Below are 16,238 nucleotides of genomic sequence, written 5' to 3'. Positions count from 1 at the left end.
CCCGGCAAGCCGGCCCCCAGGTCTTGGTTCCGGCTGGGGTTACCCAGTGAGGGCGGCTTGCGGGGTGAGCAGTCAGGCGACGGGGGTTGGCTGGATGATCTCGACCCAGTAGCCGTCAGGGTCTTTGATGAAGGCAATGCTTTTCATACGACCATCGGTCAAACGCTTCTGGAATTCAACGCCCAGCGTTTCAAAACGTTCACAGGCGGCATGAATGTCAGGCACCGATACACAAATGTGCCCGAAACCGCGCGGGTCGCTGTTTCCGTTGTGATAAGCGAACTCGGCATCTTTCTCGGTGCCGTGGTTATGGGTCAGTTCCAGGATGCCCGGAATCGACTTCATCCATTCTGTGCGTTTCGCGTCATCGGCAGGAATCTGCGCGCGATCCACCAGCGCCAGAAAATACAGGCTGAATTCGGCTTCTTGGAAGTCGCGCTTTTCAACCAGGCTGAAACCCAGTACACGAGTATAGAAATCCAATGACCGGGTAATGTCCTTGACCCTGAGCATCGTGTGGTTAAATACAAAATGTTGCGTGGCGGAATCCGGAGTAGCGGTCACGCCCGGCAGGCTGTTCAGTTCATGAAGGCTCATGTGAACTCCAGTCGGAATAACGAGAAGGGAAGAAAATAGAAGCCCGCCGAAGCGGGCATATGGGGCGCTGGTCCATCAGCAGGTTTCATCCTGCGCCCCCAGCCGTGAAAATACCGTGAAAGGTAGCAACTGCCCTCGGGCTATTGCCTGGCCCGGCCTTCACAGCCTCAGCCGCGCACCCAGCTTTCGACAGTGTCGCTGCCGTATTCGGCTTTCCAGGCTTTAAGGCCGCGGTGATTGCCGCCCTTGGTTTCGATCAGCTCGCCGGTGTGCGGGTTTTCATAGACCTTGACCACGCGCGGGCGGCGGGCCGCCTTTTGCGGGGCGGCTGCGGTAGCGCGGCTGCTATTCAGGCGCGACGGCTCGAGAATAGCGATCACATCGCGCAGGCTCTTGCCATATTCGGCCATCAGTTGCTTGAGTTTGTCTTCAAACTCGATTTCTTTTTTCAGGCCGGCGTCGTTCTTCAGGCTTTCGAGGCGGGCTAGTTCTTCCTGAAGGGCTTTTTCGGCGGCGCGAAATTCGGCGAGTCTGGACATGTGCGGGGGCTCCGGCAAAGAGTGAATGTGCCGGTAGAATAGATGTTTTTTTTCACAGCGACAATATAGGAAGTTGCCCTCAGGCAACTTCCTCGCTTCCAACCTTCAGTGAAAGTTGGTCAAAGTTCGTTACGACGCGGAAGATCAGGCCCCGTCCGCTTACAGGTCAAGGCGGCGGCGCCCACGGCAAAATGCAGCAAAGCCTGAAGTTGCGCCGGTTGCAGTTGTGCCAGCCCTGCAGGGGTGTCCAACTCATGTTCGGCCAGCCAAGTCAGCAGCGCTGCCTGGAACGTATCGCCTGCCCCAACGGTGTCGGCGACCTGGATTGACCGCGCCGGTTCGCTGGCCATGGCGTGCTGGCGGCTGAACACTTTGGCGCCTTCGCCACCCTGGGTCACGAACACCAGCTCGCAGCGCTGGCCCAGCCAGCGGCGGGCAATGGCCTCATGCGCCTGGCCGGGGTAGAGCAAGCCCAGGTCTTCGTCGCTGACCTTGATCAGGTGGGCGTGGGCGGCCATGGCCTCTACACGTTGGCGCCAGCGCTCGATGTCCGGAGCCGGGTTAAGCCGTACATTGGGGTCCAGGCTGATCAGCCGGCGCTCGCTTTCACGTGCCGCCAGTGCAGCCAGGGTGCTGGCGATGGGCTCGACAACCAGCGAATAGGACCCAAAGTGCAAGGCGCGCACGTCGTCGGCCAATGCCGGCAAATGACCCGGCTCCAACAGGCGGTCGGCACACCCCTCGCCACGGAAGCTGTACTGCGGGCTGCCGTCAGCGTTCAGCGCTACCATCGCCAGCGTGGTCGGAGCATCGAAGCGCTGCAGGTAACGGTCGCTTACACCCTCCTCGGCCAACAGTTGCGCCAGCCGCCGGCCGAGAAAATCATTCGAAACCCCACCCAGCAGCGCCGAGCGGCCGCCCAGACGTGCCAGCCCAATGGCCACATTGAAAGGTGAGCCGCCGGCGACGGCGGTGTAGCCGACCTTCGCGGTGCTGCCGGTATCGGCATCGCAGAACAGGTCGAAAAGGGCTTCTCCACACACGACGAACATGCTTGCTCCTTGAAATTACAACGCCAGCACCTGCTGGCGATAAGCGTCATACACCGGGGCGTAGGCGGCCACGGTTTCCGGTTGAGGTTGGTGATGGCTGGAAGGGGCGAGCCGCACGCAGCGCTCACACAGCGCCGCCAGCAGCTGCTGGCCACCGCCCTCGGCACACCAGGCGGCCTGTATGGCCGCGCCGAGCGCGGCCGCTTCAGGCTCTTCGGTGCATACCACAGGGGTGGCCATGATATCGGCAACCATCTGGCGCCACAGCGGGTTTTTCGAGCCGCCACCGGTCAGGCGGATGCTGTGGCTGGGCAACCCGCTGGCACGAAGCAGGTCAAGGCCGTAACGCAGGCCGAAGGTGGTACCTTCGACCGCTGCGCGGCAGAGGTTGGCGGCAGTGAAGTTGGTGCTTGTAAGGCCGTGCAGGCTGGCGGTGGCGTCGGGCAGGGCTGGCACGCGCTCGCCGTTGAAAAAGGGCAACATCAGCACGCCTTCGGCACCGATGGGCGTGCTGCGCAGGTGTTGGTCGAAGGTGGGCTGGTCCAGTTGCAACAGCTCACGCACCAGGCCTGTGGCGTTGGTCAAGTTCATGGTGCAGATCAGCGGCAGCCAGCCGCCGCTCGAAGAGCAGAACGCAGCAACCGCACCTTCCTCGCTGACCAACGGGTGGTCGGCGTAGGCGTAGACCGTGCCTGACGATCCAAGGCTCATGGTGATGTGGCCAGGTTGGATGTTACCGGTGCCAATGGCGCCCATCATGTTGTCGCCACCGCCGCTGGCGACCCAGGCTGCCGGGTTCAGGCCCAGTTCGCGGGCAACGTGTGGGCGCAAACGGCCCACGGCCTGGTCTGCTTCTACCAGCCGGGGCAGGGCCATCTCCAATCGCCCGTCTGGGCTGATGTGACGCAGCAGGTCCAGGTCCCAGCGACGGGTGCGGATGTTGAAATAGCCAGTGCCGGACGCATCGCCGTATTCGGCGCAATGTTCGCCGGTCAGCCAGAAGTTGAGGTAGTCGTGGGGCAGCATAATGTGCTGCGCGCGAGCGAACAATTCCGGGAAATGCTCGCGGCTCCACAGCAGTTTGGAAACGGTATAGCCGGGGGCAATCACCAGCCCAAGCCGCTCCAGCGAGCCTTGGGGGCCGCCAAGCCACTCCAGAAGGCTTGCGTTCTGTGGCGCGCTCTCGGTGTCACACCATAGTTTTGCCGGGCGCAGCACCTGGCCCTGGGCATCGAGCATCACCAGCCCATGCTGCTGGCCGGAAACCCCTAGCCCCAGCACATGCTGGCCGTCGACCCCGGCGGCCTTAAGCGCCTGCGCTACCGCCTCTGCCAGCGCGTGCCGCCACTGCGCCGGGTCTTGTTCGCGGCGCCCGTGCGGGCCGCTGATCATGTCGTGAGCGGCGCTGCCCACACCCAGCACGCGGCCCCCTGCTGCATCAAGCAGCAGGGCCTTGGTGCCTTGGGTACCGCAGTCGATCCCCAGATACATGCTGGCAGCTCCTGATCAGCCTTTGCCCAGCAGGGCGTTGAGTGTCCCGTCTACACCAAGGGTGCGCAGGTTGTGCAATTGCCGCTCGAAGGCCGCGATGAAGGCCGGGGATTCAGGCAGCGTTTGCCCGAATATTTCGTCGACCCCCAGCAGGCGCGCGGTCAATCCCGCGTCTTGTGACACCAAGTCGCGGCAAAAGTCCGCACGCGGGTCGACGATGCGGTAATCGCCCTGGCCCTTGAGGTAGAGCGCCCAGGCCGCCACCACCAAGGCTCCGCGGTCGAGTTCGGCGCCGTCTTGCACCAAGCGATTGAGCGTGGGCACAGTGAACTTGGGGAACTTCGACGAGCCGTCGGAGCACACGCGCTCCAGCTGATCGGCGATGGCCTGGTTGGAAAACCGTGCGATCAGCGTGGCTTTATAGGCCGCCAGGTCGATGCCGGGCACCGGTGCCAGTTGCGGGGTCACGTCGCGGTCCATGTAGGCGGTGATGTATTCGACGATCAAGGGGTCGTTCATGGCCTCGTGCACGAAGCGGTAGCCTTTGAGCGTGCCCAGGTAGGTAAGGGCCAGGTGGCTGCCGTTGAGCAGCTTGATTTTCATTTCCTCATAGGGTGTTACATCGGCGGTGAACTGCACGCCGACATCCTCCCAGGCCGGGCGGCCTGCGCAGAAGTCGTCTTCCAGAACCCATTGCACGAAGGGTTCACACACCACCGGCCACTGGTCGTCCACGCCATGTTTGTCGAGCAACTGTTGGCGGTGCGCTGCGCTGGTCATGGGGGTGATCCGGTCGACCATGGCGTTGGGGAAACTCACGTGTTGTTCTATCCACTCGGCCAGGCCCTGGCCATAGGCGTGCTCGGCCAGCCGGGCGAAGGCCAGCAGCGCCTTGCGTGCGACCTGGCCGTTGTGCGGCAGGTTATCGCAACTCATCACCGTGAACGGCCCGCTGCCCGCCTCGCGCCGGCGTTGCAATGCCGCGCAGATAAAACCGAAGACGGTGGTAGGCGCGCCAGGGGTGGCGAGGTCTTGCTGCACCTGCGGCAGATGTGCCATGAACTGCCCGGTGCTGTCGTCAATGCAGTAACCCCCCTCAGTGATGGTCAGCGAAACGATGCGGATGTTCGGCTCGGCCATCTTGGCGATCAACGCCTCGGCGCTGTCCTGCGCAAGCAACATGCCGGTCATTGCGCCGATCACCCGTACCTCGGTGTCGGGCGTGTCGCCCAGCTCATAGAGGGTGAACAGGTAGTCCTGAGCCGCAAGGTCGTCGCGGGCCTTGCGATCTTCGGCCCGCACGCCGGCGCCGCAGATGGCCCAATCCAGTGCCTTGCCCTGATTCATCAATGCATCGGTATAGAACGCTTGGTGGGCGCGGTGAAAGCCGCCCACGCCAAAGTGCAGGATGCCGTCGCTGATCTTGTCGCTCTGGTAGGCAGGCAGCTTCACCTCGGGGGCGAGGTCATCAAGATTGGCAAAATTCAGTTTCACAGGTTGTGCGCTCATGGGAACTCCAGGGCTGTATTCAGGCGGCGGCGCGCAAGGCGCTGGGTAGCGCTACGCCCTCTGCGTCGAACAGGTGGCAGTGTTCGGGGGCCAGGTGCAGGGCCAGGCGCCCGCCGTAGGGGTTGTCGAGGTCGCCGCGCAGCCGCACAGTCAGCGGCTCGCCGGTGTCGGTGCGCACGTGGCAGAAGGTGTCGCTGCCCAGGCGTTCGCTGACGTCTGCAGTCACGGCCAGCCCCGGCTGGCCAGGGGCCGCCAGCTCCAGATGCTCAGGGCGAATGCCCAGGGTGATGGGGTCGCCGGGCTGGAGTGTGGCACCGGTGCGCGGCAGGGTGAGGATCAACCCCGCATCGAGTTCGACCTCGCAGCCCTCGGCCCCGGTGTGGCGAACATGGCCTTTGAGAAAGCCCATTTTGGGTGTGCCGAGAAAGCCCGCCACGAAGAGGTTTGCCGGGTGGTGATAGAGCTCCAGCGGCGAGCCGACCTGCTCGATCCGGCCGCCATTGAGCACCACCACCTTGTCGGCCAGGGTCATCGCTTCGACTTGGTCGTGGGTCACGTAGATCATGGTCGCCTGCAACTCTTGATGCAGGCGCGCAAGTTCCAGGCGCATCTGCACGCGCAAGGCGGCATCCAGGTTCGACAGCGGCTCATCGAACAGGAATATCTTGGGCTGGCGCACGATCGCCCGGCCAATGGCCACCCGCTGGCGCTGGCCGCCTGACAGCTGCTTGGGCTTGCGCTCGAGCAGGTGGGTCAGCTCCAGAATGCGGGCAGCGTCATCGACCTTGCGCTGCACTTCGGCCTTGGGCACCCCGGCCAGGTCAAGCGCGAAGCTCATGTTCTTGCGCACGGTCATGTGCGGGTACAGGGCGTAGGTCTGGAACACCATGGCCAGGTCGCGTTTGGCCGGTGGCGTCTGGGTGATGTCGCGGCCATCGAGTTCGATGTGGCCACTGCTGACTTCTTCAAGGCCGGCGATCAACCGCAGCAGAGTGGACTTGCCGCACCCGGAAGGCCCGACGAACACGACGAATTCCCGGTCGCGTACTTCCAGGTCGACGCCCTTGATGATCTGCAGCTCTTCGAAGCCTTTTTTCAAATTTTTCAGTTTCAACGTTGCCATCGCAGCGTTCCTCGCAAAGGGTAGGGGTCACTTCACCGCGCCGAACGACAGGCCGCGCACCAGCTGCTTCTGGCTGATCCAGCCGAAGATCAGAATCGGTGCGCAGGCCAGGGTCGAAACGGCGGAAAGCTTGGCCCAGAACAGGCCTTCGGGGCTTGAGTAGGAAGCGATCAATGCAGTCAGCGGAGCGGCTTGCGAGCTGGTCAGGTTCAAGGACCAGAACGCCTCGTTCCAGCACAGGATCAGCGACAGCAGCACGGTCGAGGCCAGGCCGCCTTTACTGATCGGCAGCAGTACCCGAAGCATTTCCTGTAGCAGCGTGGCACCGTCCAGGCGTGCCGCTTCCAGGATGTCGCGGGGAATGTCCTTGAAGTAGGTGTACACCATCCAGACCACGATCGGCAGGTTCACCAGGGTGTAGATGATGATCAGCCCCAGCTTGCTGTCCAGCAGGCCAGCACCCTTGGCCAGCAGGTAGATCGGCATCAGCACGCCCACCGGTGGCAGCATCTTGGTCGACAGCATCCAGAGGAGCGTCTGCTTGGTGCGTTTGGTTTCGTAGAACGCCATCGAATAAGCCGCAGGTACGGCGATCAGCAGGCTCAACAGCGTAGCGCTGAAGGAAATGGCCACCGAGTTCCAGGCGAAATGCAGGTAATCGCTGCGCTCCTGGATGTGGATGTAGTTTTCCAGGGTTGGATGGAAGAAAAACAGCGGCGGTGTGGCGAAGGCATCGATCTCGGTTTTGAAGCTGGTCATCACCATCCACAGGATAGGGAAGAAGATCAGCAGCGCGATCAGCCACGACAGGCCACCCAGGCCAATGGCCTGCAGGCGGCGGGAAGTTTTCAAGGTCATCATGGCAGCGCCCTCAGCCCTGGTCGGTCAGGTTCTTGCCGATCATGCGAACCAGCACGATGGCAGCGATATTGGCAATCACCACGGCGATCAGGCCACCGGCCGAGGCCATGCCCACATCGAACTGCACCAACGCCTGGTTGTAGATCAGGTAGGCCAGGTTGGTCGAGGCAAAGCCCGGCCCGCCGTTGGTGGTGGTGAAGATCTCGGCGAACACCGACAGCAGGAAGATCGTTTCGATCATCACCACCACGGCGATCGGGCGTGCCAGATGCGGCAGGGTCAAGTGCCAGAAGATGGCCAGGGGGCCAGCGCCATCCAGGCGGGCCGCCTCCTTCTGCTCCAGGTCCTGAGACTGCATGGCCGTCATCAACAGCAGGATGGCAAAGGGCAGCCATTGCCAGGCGACGATCAGGATGATCGACAGCAGCGGGTAGGTGGCGAGCCAGTCGACCGGTTGGGCGCCGAACAACCGCCACACGGCGGCAAGGATCCCGGATACCGGATGGAAGATCAGGTTCTTGAATACCAGCGCGCCTACGGTCGGCATGATGAAGAACGGGGAAATCAACATCACCCGCACAATGCCGCGGCCAAAGAATTCGCTGGCTTCCAGCAAGGCGGCGATCAGCACCCCGCCGATCACGCTGATCAGCAATACACTGGCCACCAGCAGCACGGTGTTCCACGCGCCTGGCAGAAAGCCTGAGTCGGTCAGAAAGAAGCTGAAGTTTTCAAGGCCGACGAAATCGTTCTCGCCGGGGTAGAGCAGATTGAACCGAATCAGCGAGAAATAGAGCGTCATCCCGAGCGGGACGATCATCCAGAGCAGCAGCAGGGCGACCGACGGGCTGACCAGGAACCAGCCCGGGTTGCTCGTGCGGCGCCGCGCGGCGCCGACAGCGTGAGCCGCTGGCGCCTTGGCGATGGGGGTAGTCATGGCATGCGCACCTGTGCGGGGCCGAAGGGAAGGCCGCCCCGGGAGGGGCGGCGGGGCTACGGAGCAGTCGCTTATTTGGGATAGCCGGCGCGCTTCATTTCGCGTTCGGTGCTGGACTGCGCGGCGGCCAGGGCTTGATCGACGCCCATCTGCCCGGTCAGCGCCCCCGAGAAGATCTTGCCTACGGCGGTGCCGATGGCCTGGAACTCGGGAATGGTGACCAGCTGGATGCCCACGTACGGCTTGCTGTCGGTGGCAGCCGGGTTGGCGACCTTGAGCGATTCGAGGGTGACCTTGGCGAACGGCGCGGCCTTCATGTAGGCCTCGCTGTAGGTTGAGGCACGGGTTCCTGGCGGAACGTTGGCGATGCCGTCTTTATCCGCGACCAGCTTGGCGTAGTCCTCGGAGGTGGCCCAGGCAGCGAAGGTTTTCGCGGCCTCCTGTTTCTTGGAGCTGGTGGGGATGGCAAGGGCCCACGAGTACAGCCAAGAAGTGCCGTTTTCGGTGCTTTGGTGGGGGGCGAAGGTGAAACCTACGCTGTCGGCCACCTTGCTTTGAGATTTGTCGGTCACGAAGGAGCCTGCGACCGAGGCATCGACCCAGATGGCACACTTGCCGCTATTGAACAGCGCCAGGTTTTCGTTGAAGCCGTTGCTCGAGGCCCCGGGCGGGCCGGATTTCTTCATGTTGTCGACGTAGAACGTGAGCGCTTTTTTCCACGAGTCGGTGGAAAATTGCGGCTTCCAGCTCTTATCGAACCAGCTGCCGCCGTAGCCGTTGGCCAGCGTGGTGATCAACGCCATATTCTCGCCCCATCCTGGCTTGCCGCGAAGGCACAGGCCGTACTGGTCCTTGCTCTTGTCGGTCAGCTTTTCGGCATACTCGCCAATCTGCTCCCAGGTGGGTTTTTCCGGCATCGTCAAGCCGGCTTGCTTGAACAGATCGGTGCGGTAATAGGTGATGGAGCTTTCGGCGTAGAAGGGCAGCGCATACAACTTGCCGCCAACTGACAACCCTTCGCGTACAGAGGGGAAGACATCGTCGAGGTTGTACGCCTTCGGCAGGTCGGTCATCGGCACCAGCCAGTTCTTCTGACCCCAGAGCGAAGCTTCGTACATGCCGATGGTCAGCACATCGAACTGGCCACCTTGGGTGGCGATGTCAGTGGTCAGGCGTTGGCGGAGGACGTTTTCCTCCAGCACCACCCAGTTCAGTTTGATATCAGGGTGTTGATCCTCGAAAGCCTTCGACAGCTTCTGCATGCGGATCATGTCGGAGTTGTTGACCGTGGCGATGGTCAGTGTGGTGTCCGCCTGGGCATGCCCGGCAAGGCCAAGGCAGGCCGCAGCCAACCATGCGTGTGCTCGAATGCGCATCGTGCTCTCCCGAATTATTGTTGTTCGCGCCTGCCGGGTGCATGGCAAGCGCCTGCCTTCCATTACAGCCCCGCTTGGGCCGGGGAACAACGCCGGTGCCGCACCAGCGCTGATACTTTTTTGCACAGCGCTGAAAGGCTCAGTTGACCTGCGCCCGCACCTCTACGACGGTCCCGCTGGTGCGATCGACACGCACGACTTGGTCGTCGATCTGTACCCATTGCGTACCAAAACCAGGGTTAGGAAGACTGCGCTGCTGCCAATCGCGCACGGCCATTTCAGGCTTGAGGAATTTGTCTGGGGCCTGGTCGCCTACCTGAACCGGAGGGCTGCGCTCGATGAGTACGGGCTGTGCCGGCGCCGGGGCGCTTGCAAGGCAGCCAAGCAGGGCCAGGCTTGCCATGAGAGGGGTTCGGTTCATTGAGTGCTCCGAGTTTCACCGCTTGAAAAGGACGGGATAAAGGCCGGTTTCAGGCCCAGCCATCTTGGCGGTTACTGTAGCAGCGCAACTGCCTGATGAGGATGCCGTAGGCGTTGAGTGCTGGCTGCGCGATCGATCGGCGAGGGCTACCGAGGGAGCCGCGAGGGGAGCAGGGTGCGGGAAGGGCGGGGGTTCCCCGTCGCTGGGAAACCCTCGAAGCGAGCTTATTTGCCGTCTTGGCTGGACTTGTGAATCAGGTACATGGTGTACGCGAAGGAGCCGAGTGTGCCGGCAATGATGATTGCCATGATGAGACCGTCCAAGGTGCACCTCCAGAAAGGTATGGGTTTGGAATGGGCTCATCATGCCCCTGGGATGAAATGAGTAACAGCGGCAGATGTTCATCAAAAAAGCGTATCAGTTGACGTCGTGCTTACCCGCCAGGCAATTCGTTGGGGCGCAAGTCGAACACCAGCACCTCGGCATCGTTGCCCTGGCTGAGGTGCAAGACGGTCTCGTCGCGTACCCGCAGCCCATCGCCGGCCTGCAACGTCTGGCCGTTGACGCTCAGCGCGCCACGCGCCAAATGAACGTAGGCGTAGCGATTGGGCCCCAGCGCCAGGTGTGCCTGCTCCTGCCCATCGAAAAGCCCGGCATAAACACGGGCATCCTGGCGAACGTGCAAGGCGCCTTGATCGGCGTCTGGCGAGATGATCAGGCACAGCTGCCCGCGCTTTTGCTCCGGGCTGAAATGCTTCTGTTGATAGCGCGGCTGCGCGCCCTGCTCGGCGGGCACGATCCAGATCTGCAGGAAGTGAACGCCCTGTTCGGCGCTGGGGTTGTATTCGCTGTGGCGAACCCCGGTGCCGGCGCTCATCAGCTGCACGTCGCCGGGCTGGATGACCGAGCCGGTACCCAGGCTGTCGCGGTGCTCAAGCGCACCTTCGAGTACGTAGGAGAAAATCTCCATGTCTCGGTGCGGGTGCTCACCAAACCCCTGGCCCGCAGCGACCTGATCATCGTTGATCACCAGCAGGTCGGAAAAACCTTGCTGGCGGGGGTCACGGTAGCCGGCGAAGGAAAACGTGTGCCAGGACTTGAGCCACCCATGATCGGCACGGCCACGGTCGGTGTTTTTGCGCAGGGTCAACATGTGAACCTCCTTCGAGTAATGAATGACCCTAGTCTACTGTGGTGAGCGCTATTCATTAAGTTGCCGATCGGCGTAATACTGTCGCTATCCAGTGGACAATGAGATGGTCATGAACCCTTATGAAGACATGCGCTTGTTCACCCAAGTGCTCGACGCGGGGAGCTTCACTGCCGCGGCGCACCAGTTGGGCGCCTCTAAGCAGTGGGTCAGCCGCCGGGTCATGGCGCTGGAAGCCCGGCTTGGCGTGCGCTTGCTCAACCGCTCCACGCGCCGGCTCGCGGTGACGCCGCTGGGCCAGGCTTATTACGATGCGGCCCTGCGGCTGCTGGCAGATCTGGAGCAGGTGGAGCAGAGCATCACCGGGGCCGCGGGTGCCGTTCAGGGCACCTTGCGGGTCAGTGCGCCGTTATCTTTCGCCGTCGAGCACCTGAGCCCCCTGTTGCCGGCCTTTCTGCAGGCGTACCCACAGGTTTCGGTGGAGCTGGAATTGAGCGACCGCAACGTCGATCTGCTGGCCGAAGGTTTCGATTTAGCGCTGCGCATCGGCGCGCTGGAAGATTCCAGCCTGGTGGCAAGGGGGATCGCCGACATCGAGCGGGTCTGGTGTGCCAGCCCAATCTATCTGGCCGAGTACGGGCTGCCGGCTACCCCGGCTGAGCTTGAGCGCCATCGGTGCCTGCCTTATGGGCACGGGGGCGACGAGACCTGGCACTTCGAGCGTGGCGGCAAAGTGCTGAACCATCGAGTTACCGGCCGGTTACGTGCCAATAATGGGGAAGTTCTGCGTGAAGCGGCCGCAGCCGGGCTGGGTATCGCGCATCTGCCCTTGTTCATCGTTGCATCGGCCTTGAGCGATGGTCGCCTGGTCAGGGTGCTGGACGATTGGCGGCCTTCGCCGTTGCGGCTATCTGCGCTGTACCCGCGCCATCGCCAAAGTGCTATCGCGGTGCAGGCCTTGGTGACCTATCTACAACAGGCATTAGGCTGCGGCTAAGAATGACGGTTGTGCTGTCACATATGACAGTTATGCCTTTTTTTCGATGGAGATACCATCGCTCAATCAAGGTAATTAGGTTAACGATCGTGCGGAATCACACGCGTATCTGGTGGTGCCGAACTGCGGTCGGGCGAGTTCATATCCTCTACGTGGCGCCTGGGCCCTGCGCCCCCTTGAACCTGAAGCTGTTCAAGTTGCGCTCTCACGGCCGTGAGACGCTGGTACATGACACCTTCGTGCGCGGCTGTATGGTCAGTGCTTGTGACTTGGAGCCAGGTGGCGGTTATCGGCTCTACGGGTTCTCCAGCGAAACGGGGCCATTGCAGCCTATCGATGTGGAGCTGCCTGACGCCCGGCAATGGGCGGCCGGCGGTTGCCCGGCTTTCATCGAAGTGCAGGCCAGCACCCGCCCTGAAGCGGCGGGGCCGCTGCGTCGCCAATTGCACCTGATGCTGCGCCCCGACCGCCTTCAGCAACACCCGCGGTTCCCGCAATTGCGCAGGGGGGAGCACTTCGTTCGGGTCTTCGATGATAAGCACCTGCCCGGTAGCGGTCAGCACGGGACTGCGCTGCGCCGATTCAGGGGCCTGTTACGGCTGGAGGGCGATTGCACCTCGGAAAGACTGATCGAGCTCGCCATGGCGCTGGAGCAACGTGCCGACGTTGCCTACTGCTCGCTAGACCCTTGCCAGGTGCCTTGGAGTGCTCAGTGGCTTTGCGCGCTGATTGAGCGGATCCGACCGGGAGCGGTGGTGGCGATGCCCTGGCGCTATCCGCTGGATGATGGCCGCTGCGCACCCATCGCCCACAGCCGGCTGATCTGGGATCTCCAGCGAGCTTGCTTCCAAACCGACGCAACGGTGTTCTTTTCTGCAAAAGCAGTTGACGATGGGCTGCCTCGCTGGGGCGATACGGGCGCTGTCCCGGTCATGGATGCTACCGGTGAAGCGGTCGAAGCAATCGCCCGGCGAGTGTCTCAGGCCCAACGCCGATTCAATCGTCTCTATCCGGGCAGCTACCTGCCACCCTCGCTTGTACGGGATTGCTTCGAAGTGGGCTTCCCATGCGGTGGGGGGGTGAGGGCAATCGAGGCAGCGGTCAGCGACACTGCAGCAGTTGGTGGGTGACCGAGCCGGCGGCAGACACCCCGATGGCCACGATCATAACGCCGTTCCAGCCATAGCTTGCGTACAGCGGGCTGGCGACCGCCGAACCTACGGCGCCCCCCAGAAACAGGCTGGTGACATATAAACCGTTAAGGCGGGCACGGCTGGCGGGGTCAAGGCTGTAAATCACCCGCTGGCCGAGGACCATGTTCATTTGCACGGCGAAATCCAGCACCACGCCAGTGAGCGCCAAGCCGATGACCCCAGCCCCGGGTAGGGCATCGATCAGGAATGACAGGCCGGCCAGGGCCAGCGCAACGGTGGTCGCCGGGCGAGTCAGGCCTGCATCCGCCCAGCGCCCGGCCAGGGGAGCGGAAATCGCGCCGGCCGCGCCGACCAGAGCGAAAAGCGCGATGTGGGTCTGGCTCAGGCCGTATACCTGGGCCAGCTCCAGGGGGGCGGCGGTCCAGAACAGGCTGAAGCAACCGAACATCGCGGCTTGATACAACGCCCGCTGGCGTAATGGCGCATGGCGGCGAAACAGATGCCAGAGCGAGGCGAGCAATTGCCCGTAGCTGGCACGGTGGGCGGGCCTGTAGGCCGGCACGGTAAGTGCGAGCAGGCCGATGATCGCCAGCATCGCGGCGGCCGCCGCCAAATACATGGCTCGCCAACCGAAATGGTCAGCCACCAAGCTCGACAGCGGCCGCGCCAGCAGGATGCCCAGAACCAGGCCGCTCATCACGCTTCCTACCACCCGCCCACGGGTGGCCTCCGGTGCCATGTGCGCGGCCAGCGGAATGAGGATCTGTACCGCCACCGAGCTGAAGCCGATCAGCAGCGACAACGCCAGAAAGAGGCCTGGCTCATTGGCGCTGGCTGCCGCGAACAGGCTGATGGCTGCCAACACGACGGTCGCTATCATCAACTTGCGGTTTTCCAGCAGGTCAGCCAGCGGGACCAGAAAGAACAAACCCAAGGCATAACCGATCTGGCTGAGCGATACCACCAGGCTGGCGCCGCGACTGGACAAGCCTACGTCCGGGGCGATCAGGTCGATGATTGGTTGTGCGTAATACAGGTTGCCGACGATGGCCCCGCAGCAAAAGGCGAACAGCACGATGCGGGCACGGGTCATGGGCGCTGCGATAGCGGAGTGCGACATAGGCAAAGAAAGGCTCGGGAGGGGCTCTAGGCGGGGAAGCTTTACGCTGAACGGCGCAGTTTTCAAGTTAAACGCAAAAAACCAGCGCAGAGCTGCGGGCTCTGCGCTGGTTGGCTTGAATACCGCTGCGGTCGATCAACCGTTGGCGTCGTCGTTGCGGCCGCCGACTTCGAGGTAGCGCAACTTGTGCAGTTGGCCCTGGCTGTCCTGATAAACCATGGTCACAGGCACGGTACCGGTTTTGCCGCTGATGTCGGTTTTGGAGATGATCTTCTGAACATCGAGATTCATGCCGTAGTGGTACTGCTCCACAGGCAGGTTGCTGGCCAGCGAACGGTCCGCGCCATCCTGAGCATAGGCACCGCTGGCGAACAGCGCAGTCAGGGCGGCAAGAGCGATCGAGGTTTTCATGGGTTTCTCCTTCATCTGTAACGGGATGTTTGGTGCGATGGGCTTATTGAACCTCGCCACCCCGTTGCAGGTGAAATCGATGCCGATGCTGTTGGCAATCACTTTTTTCGATAGCGCGCTTTAACGTTCCCTTCACTCCAACGAGCCTGGCTAGGCATGGATCGCTTTGCCAAGGGCCCGCGCTGCCGCCTCCTGTATCGCTTCGCCCAGGGTAGGGTGGGCATGAATGGTGCCCGCCACATCCTCAAGCCGGGCGCCCATTTCGAGGCTCTGGGCAAAGGTGCTCGCGAGCTCCGAGACCCCTGTGCCCACCGCCTGCCAGCCTACGATCAAGTGGTCGTCATCCCGTGCCACCACGCGCACGAACCCGCTTGCGGCTTGCAGCGTCAGCGCCCGACCATTGGCTGCGAAAGGGAAGCTTGCCTGGCGGTGCCCCGGCCCGGCCTCGTCGGGCGTGAGCCCGGCCACTACGATTTCCGGGTCGGTGTAGCACACCGCAGCGATGCACCGTGGCTCGAAGCAGCGGTTGTGCCCGGCAATCTGTTCGGCCACCGTTTCGCCCTGGGCCATCGCGCGATGCGCGAGCATGGGTTCGCCTGTCAGGTCGCCGATTGCCCACACGTTGCGCATGCTGGTGCGGCAATGTGCATCGATGGCCACGGCCCGACCTGCCATGCGTAGATCCAGCCTTTCCAGCCCGAAGCCTGACGTGCACGGTACTCGGCCGGCGGCCACCAGCACTTGGTCGCAGGCCAGCGGCGGGCCTTGCTCGAGCTGCAGGTGGCCATCGTGAAAGCCTGTGACGCGCGCATCGAGCCTTACCGCCACACCCAGGGCTTCCAGGCGCTGCACCACAGGCTGCACGAGGTGCGCGTCGTAGGTCGGTAGCACCTGGCCCTGGGCCTCTATCAGCGTGACCTGGGCACCCAGCTTGCGATAGGCAATGCCGAGCTCAAGGCCTATGTAGCCGGCACCCACCACACACAGGTGCCGGGGTATCGCACGGGGAGACAGGGCCTGGCTACTGCTGATCACCGGGCCGCCCAAGGGCAAGGCGGGCAGGGCCTGGGCCTGTGAACCGGTGGCCAGCAGCAGGTGCTCGCACTGCACTAGCAGCTGGCCCACCTGAACCGTTTTGCCATCGATGATATCGCCGTGGCCGTGCAGCACCTGCACTTTGTGTTTCTTCAATAACGCCGCCACGCCGCTGGTGAGGCGGTCGACCAATGCGTTCTTCCACTGCACGCTCCGTTCGATGTCCAACTGTGCGCCGGGCGTATCGATGCCCAATTCAGCCGCGCCTTGCAACAGGTGGAACTGCTCGGCGACATGAATCAGCGCTTTGGACGGTATGCAACCGATATTCAGGCAAGTGCCGCCCAGCGCGGTGCTTTCTATCAATGTGGTGGCGATGCCCAGCTGGCCAGCGCGAATGGCTGCCACGTAGCCGCCCGGCCCACCGCCGAGCACCAGCAATTGGGTTTCGATTCTTTGCATGGG

General features: G+C 62.7%; 16 protein-coding genes. 2 read left to right on the top strand and 14 right to left on the bottom strand.

Translation table 11 applies throughout. The annotated features are described in order from the left end of the window. Positions 1–72 precede the first annotated feature (72 nt). The 11 genes from gloA to F474_RS02875 form a co-directional block, all read right to left on the bottom strand. Complete coding sequence (gene gloA, locus F474_RS02925; protein ID WP_097084028.1) at positions 73–597, bottom strand: lactoylglutathione lyase; 525 nt, start codon at positions 595–597, stop codon at positions 73–75. A 167-nt stretch (positions 598–764) separates the two neighbouring features. Then, entirely contained in the window at positions 765–1,136 is a 372-nt protein-coding gene (locus F474_RS02920; RefSeq protein WP_097084029.1) for a histone-like nucleoid-structuring protein, MvaT/MvaU family, read from the bottom strand. 119 nt (positions 1,137–1,255) lie between these two features. Next, on the bottom strand, positions 1,256–2,188 hold the full coding sequence (locus F474_RS02915) for a carbohydrate kinase (RefSeq protein ID WP_097084030.1): 933 nt from the start codon (positions 2,186–2,188) through the stop codon (positions 1,256–1,258). A gap of 15 nt (positions 2,189–2,203) precedes the next feature. After that, entirely contained in the window at positions 2,204–3,679 is a 1,476-nt protein-coding gene (gene xylB, locus F474_RS02910) for a xylulokinase (protein WP_097084031.1), read from the bottom strand. 15 nt (positions 3,680–3,694) lie between these two features. Then, complete coding sequence (locus F474_RS02905) at positions 3,695–5,173, bottom strand: mannitol dehydrogenase family protein (protein ID WP_097084295.1); 1,479 nt, start codon at positions 5,171–5,173, stop codon at positions 3,695–3,697. A 34-nt stretch (positions 5,174–5,207) separates the two neighbouring features. Beyond that, positions 5,208–6,311 carry an ABC transporter ATP-binding protein gene (locus tag F474_RS02900; protein ID WP_097084032.1) on the bottom strand — a complete coding sequence of 368 codons (1,104 nt, stop codon included), beginning with the start codon at positions 6,309–6,311 and terminating at the stop codon, positions 5,208–5,210. Between the two features lie 27 nt (positions 6,312–6,338). Further along, the gene (locus tag F474_RS02895) at positions 6,339–7,172 is read right to left on the bottom strand and encodes a carbohydrate ABC transporter permease (RefSeq protein WP_097084033.1); all 834 of its coding nucleotides are present in this window, start codon (positions 7,170–7,172) and stop codon (positions 6,339–6,341) included. Between the two features lie 10 nt (positions 7,173–7,182). After that, a complete protein-coding gene (locus F474_RS02890) occupies positions 7,183–8,109 on the bottom strand; it encodes a carbohydrate ABC transporter permease (protein WP_097084034.1) in 927 nt (308 codons plus the stop codon). Between the two features lie 71 nt (positions 8,110–8,180). Continuing rightward, the gene (locus F474_RS02885) at positions 8,181–9,485 is read right to left on the bottom strand and encodes a sugar ABC transporter substrate-binding protein (RefSeq protein WP_097084035.1); all 1,305 of its coding nucleotides are present in this window, start codon (positions 9,483–9,485) and stop codon (positions 8,181–8,183) included. A gap of 139 nt (positions 9,486–9,624) precedes the next feature. After that, positions 9,625–9,906, bottom strand: coding sequence for an RcnB family protein (locus F474_RS02880; protein WP_097084036.1), 282 nt, complete (start codon positions 9,904–9,906; stop codon positions 9,625–9,627). Between the two features lie 433 nt (positions 9,907–10,339). Next, on the bottom strand, positions 10,340–11,059 hold the full coding sequence (locus F474_RS02875) for a pirin family protein (RefSeq protein WP_097084037.1): 720 nt from the start codon (positions 11,057–11,059) through the stop codon (positions 10,340–10,342). 109 nt (positions 11,060–11,168) lie between these two features. On the opposite strand from F474_RS02875, the gene F474_RS02870 reads away from it, so the two are divergent. Together F474_RS02870 and F474_RS02865 are read left to right on the top strand one after the other, a co-directional pair. Then, positions 11,169–12,053 carry a LysR family transcriptional regulator gene (locus F474_RS02870; RefSeq protein ID WP_097084038.1) on the top strand — a complete coding sequence of 295 codons (885 nt, stop codon included), beginning with the start codon at positions 11,169–11,171 and terminating at the stop codon, positions 12,051–12,053. Between the two features lie 176 nt (positions 12,054–12,229). Next, entirely contained in the window at positions 12,230–13,183 is a 954-nt protein-coding gene (locus tag F474_RS02865; RefSeq protein ID WP_097084039.1) for a hypothetical protein, read from the top strand. On the opposite strand, the gene F474_RS02860 is transcribed toward F474_RS02865, so the two are convergent. The 3 genes from F474_RS02860 to lpdA form a co-directional block, all read right to left on the bottom strand. Continuing rightward, a complete protein-coding gene (locus F474_RS02860) occupies positions 13,155–14,300 on the bottom strand; it encodes an MFS transporter (RefSeq protein WP_165830257.1) in 1,146 nt (381 codons plus the stop codon). The genes F474_RS02865 and F474_RS02860 overlap by 29 nt on opposite strands. Positions 14,301–14,462: 162 nt before the next feature. Continuing rightward, complete coding sequence (locus tag F474_RS02855; RefSeq protein WP_097084041.1) at positions 14,463–14,738, bottom strand: DUF2790 domain-containing protein; 276 nt, start codon at positions 14,736–14,738, stop codon at positions 14,463–14,465. 150 nt (positions 14,739–14,888) lie between these two features. Next, entirely contained in the window at positions 14,889–16,235 is a 1,347-nt protein-coding gene (gene lpdA / locus F474_RS02850) for a dihydrolipoyl dehydrogenase (protein WP_097084042.1), read from the bottom strand. Positions 16,236–16,238: the final 3 nt, after the last annotated feature.

It is taken from the genome of Pseudomonas sp. URIL14HWK12:I12 (genome assembly GCF_003097135.1).
GTDB lineage: Bacteria > Pseudomonadota > Gammaproteobacteria > Pseudomonadales > Pseudomonadaceae > Aquipseudomonas.
Note: the sequence above shows the minus strand (reverse complement) of the source record. Positions and strands in the feature narration are given on the sequence as shown.

What these genes read in the sequence shown, in the direction of transcription:
- gloA (WP_097084028.1), bottom strand. Translation starts at nt 597, where the DNA reads ATGAGCCTTCATGAACTGAACAGCCTGCCGGGCGTGACCGCTACTCCG.
- F474_RS02920 (WP_097084029.1), bottom strand. Translation starts at nt 1,136, where the DNA reads ATGTCCAGACTCGCCGAATTTCGCGCCGCCGAAAAAGCCCTTCAGGAA.
- F474_RS02915 (WP_097084030.1), bottom strand. Translation starts at nt 2,188, where the DNA reads ATGTTCGTCGTGTGTGGAGAAGCCCTTTTCGACCTGTTCTGCGATGCC.
- xylB (WP_097084031.1), bottom strand. Translation starts at nt 3,679, where the DNA reads ATGTATCTGGGGATCGACTGCGGTACCCAAGGCACCAAGGCCCTGCTG.
- F474_RS02900 (WP_097084032.1), bottom strand. Translation starts at nt 6,311, where the DNA reads ATGGCAACGTTGAAACTGAAAAATTTGAAAAAAGGCTTCGAAGAGCTG.
- F474_RS02895 (WP_097084033.1), bottom strand. Translation starts at nt 7,172, where the DNA reads ATGATGACCTTGAAAACTTCCCGCCGCCTGCAGGCCATTGGCCTGGGT.
- F474_RS02890 (WP_097084034.1), bottom strand. Translation starts at nt 8,109, where the DNA reads ATGACTACCCCCATCGCCAAGGCGCCAGCGGCTCACGCTGTCGGCGCC.
- F474_RS02885 (WP_097084035.1), bottom strand. Translation starts at nt 9,485, where the DNA reads ATGCGCATTCGAGCACACGCATGGTTGGCTGCGGCCTGCCTTGGCCTT.
- F474_RS02880 (WP_097084036.1), bottom strand. Translation starts at nt 9,906, where the DNA reads ATGAACCGAACCCCTCTCATGGCAAGCCTGGCCCTGCTTGGCTGCCTT.
- F474_RS02875 (WP_097084037.1), bottom strand. Translation starts at nt 11,059, where the DNA reads ATGTTGACCCTGCGCAAAAACACCGACCGTGGCCGTGCCGATCATGGG.
- F474_RS02870 (WP_097084038.1), top strand. Translation starts at nt 11,169, where the DNA reads ATGAACCCTTATGAAGACATGCGCTTGTTCACCCAAGTGCTCGACGCG.
- F474_RS02860 (WP_165830257.1), bottom strand. Translation starts at nt 14,300, where the DNA reads ATGACCCGTGCCCGCATCGTGCTGTTCGCCTTTTGCTGCGGGGCCATC.
- F474_RS02855 (WP_097084041.1), bottom strand. Translation starts at nt 14,738, where the DNA reads ATGAAAACCTCGATCGCTCTTGCCGCCCTGACTGCGCTGTTCGCCAGC.
- lpdA (WP_097084042.1), bottom strand. Translation starts at nt 16,235, where the DNA reads ATGCAAAGAATCGAAACCCAATTGCTGGTGCTCGGCGGTGGGCCGGGC.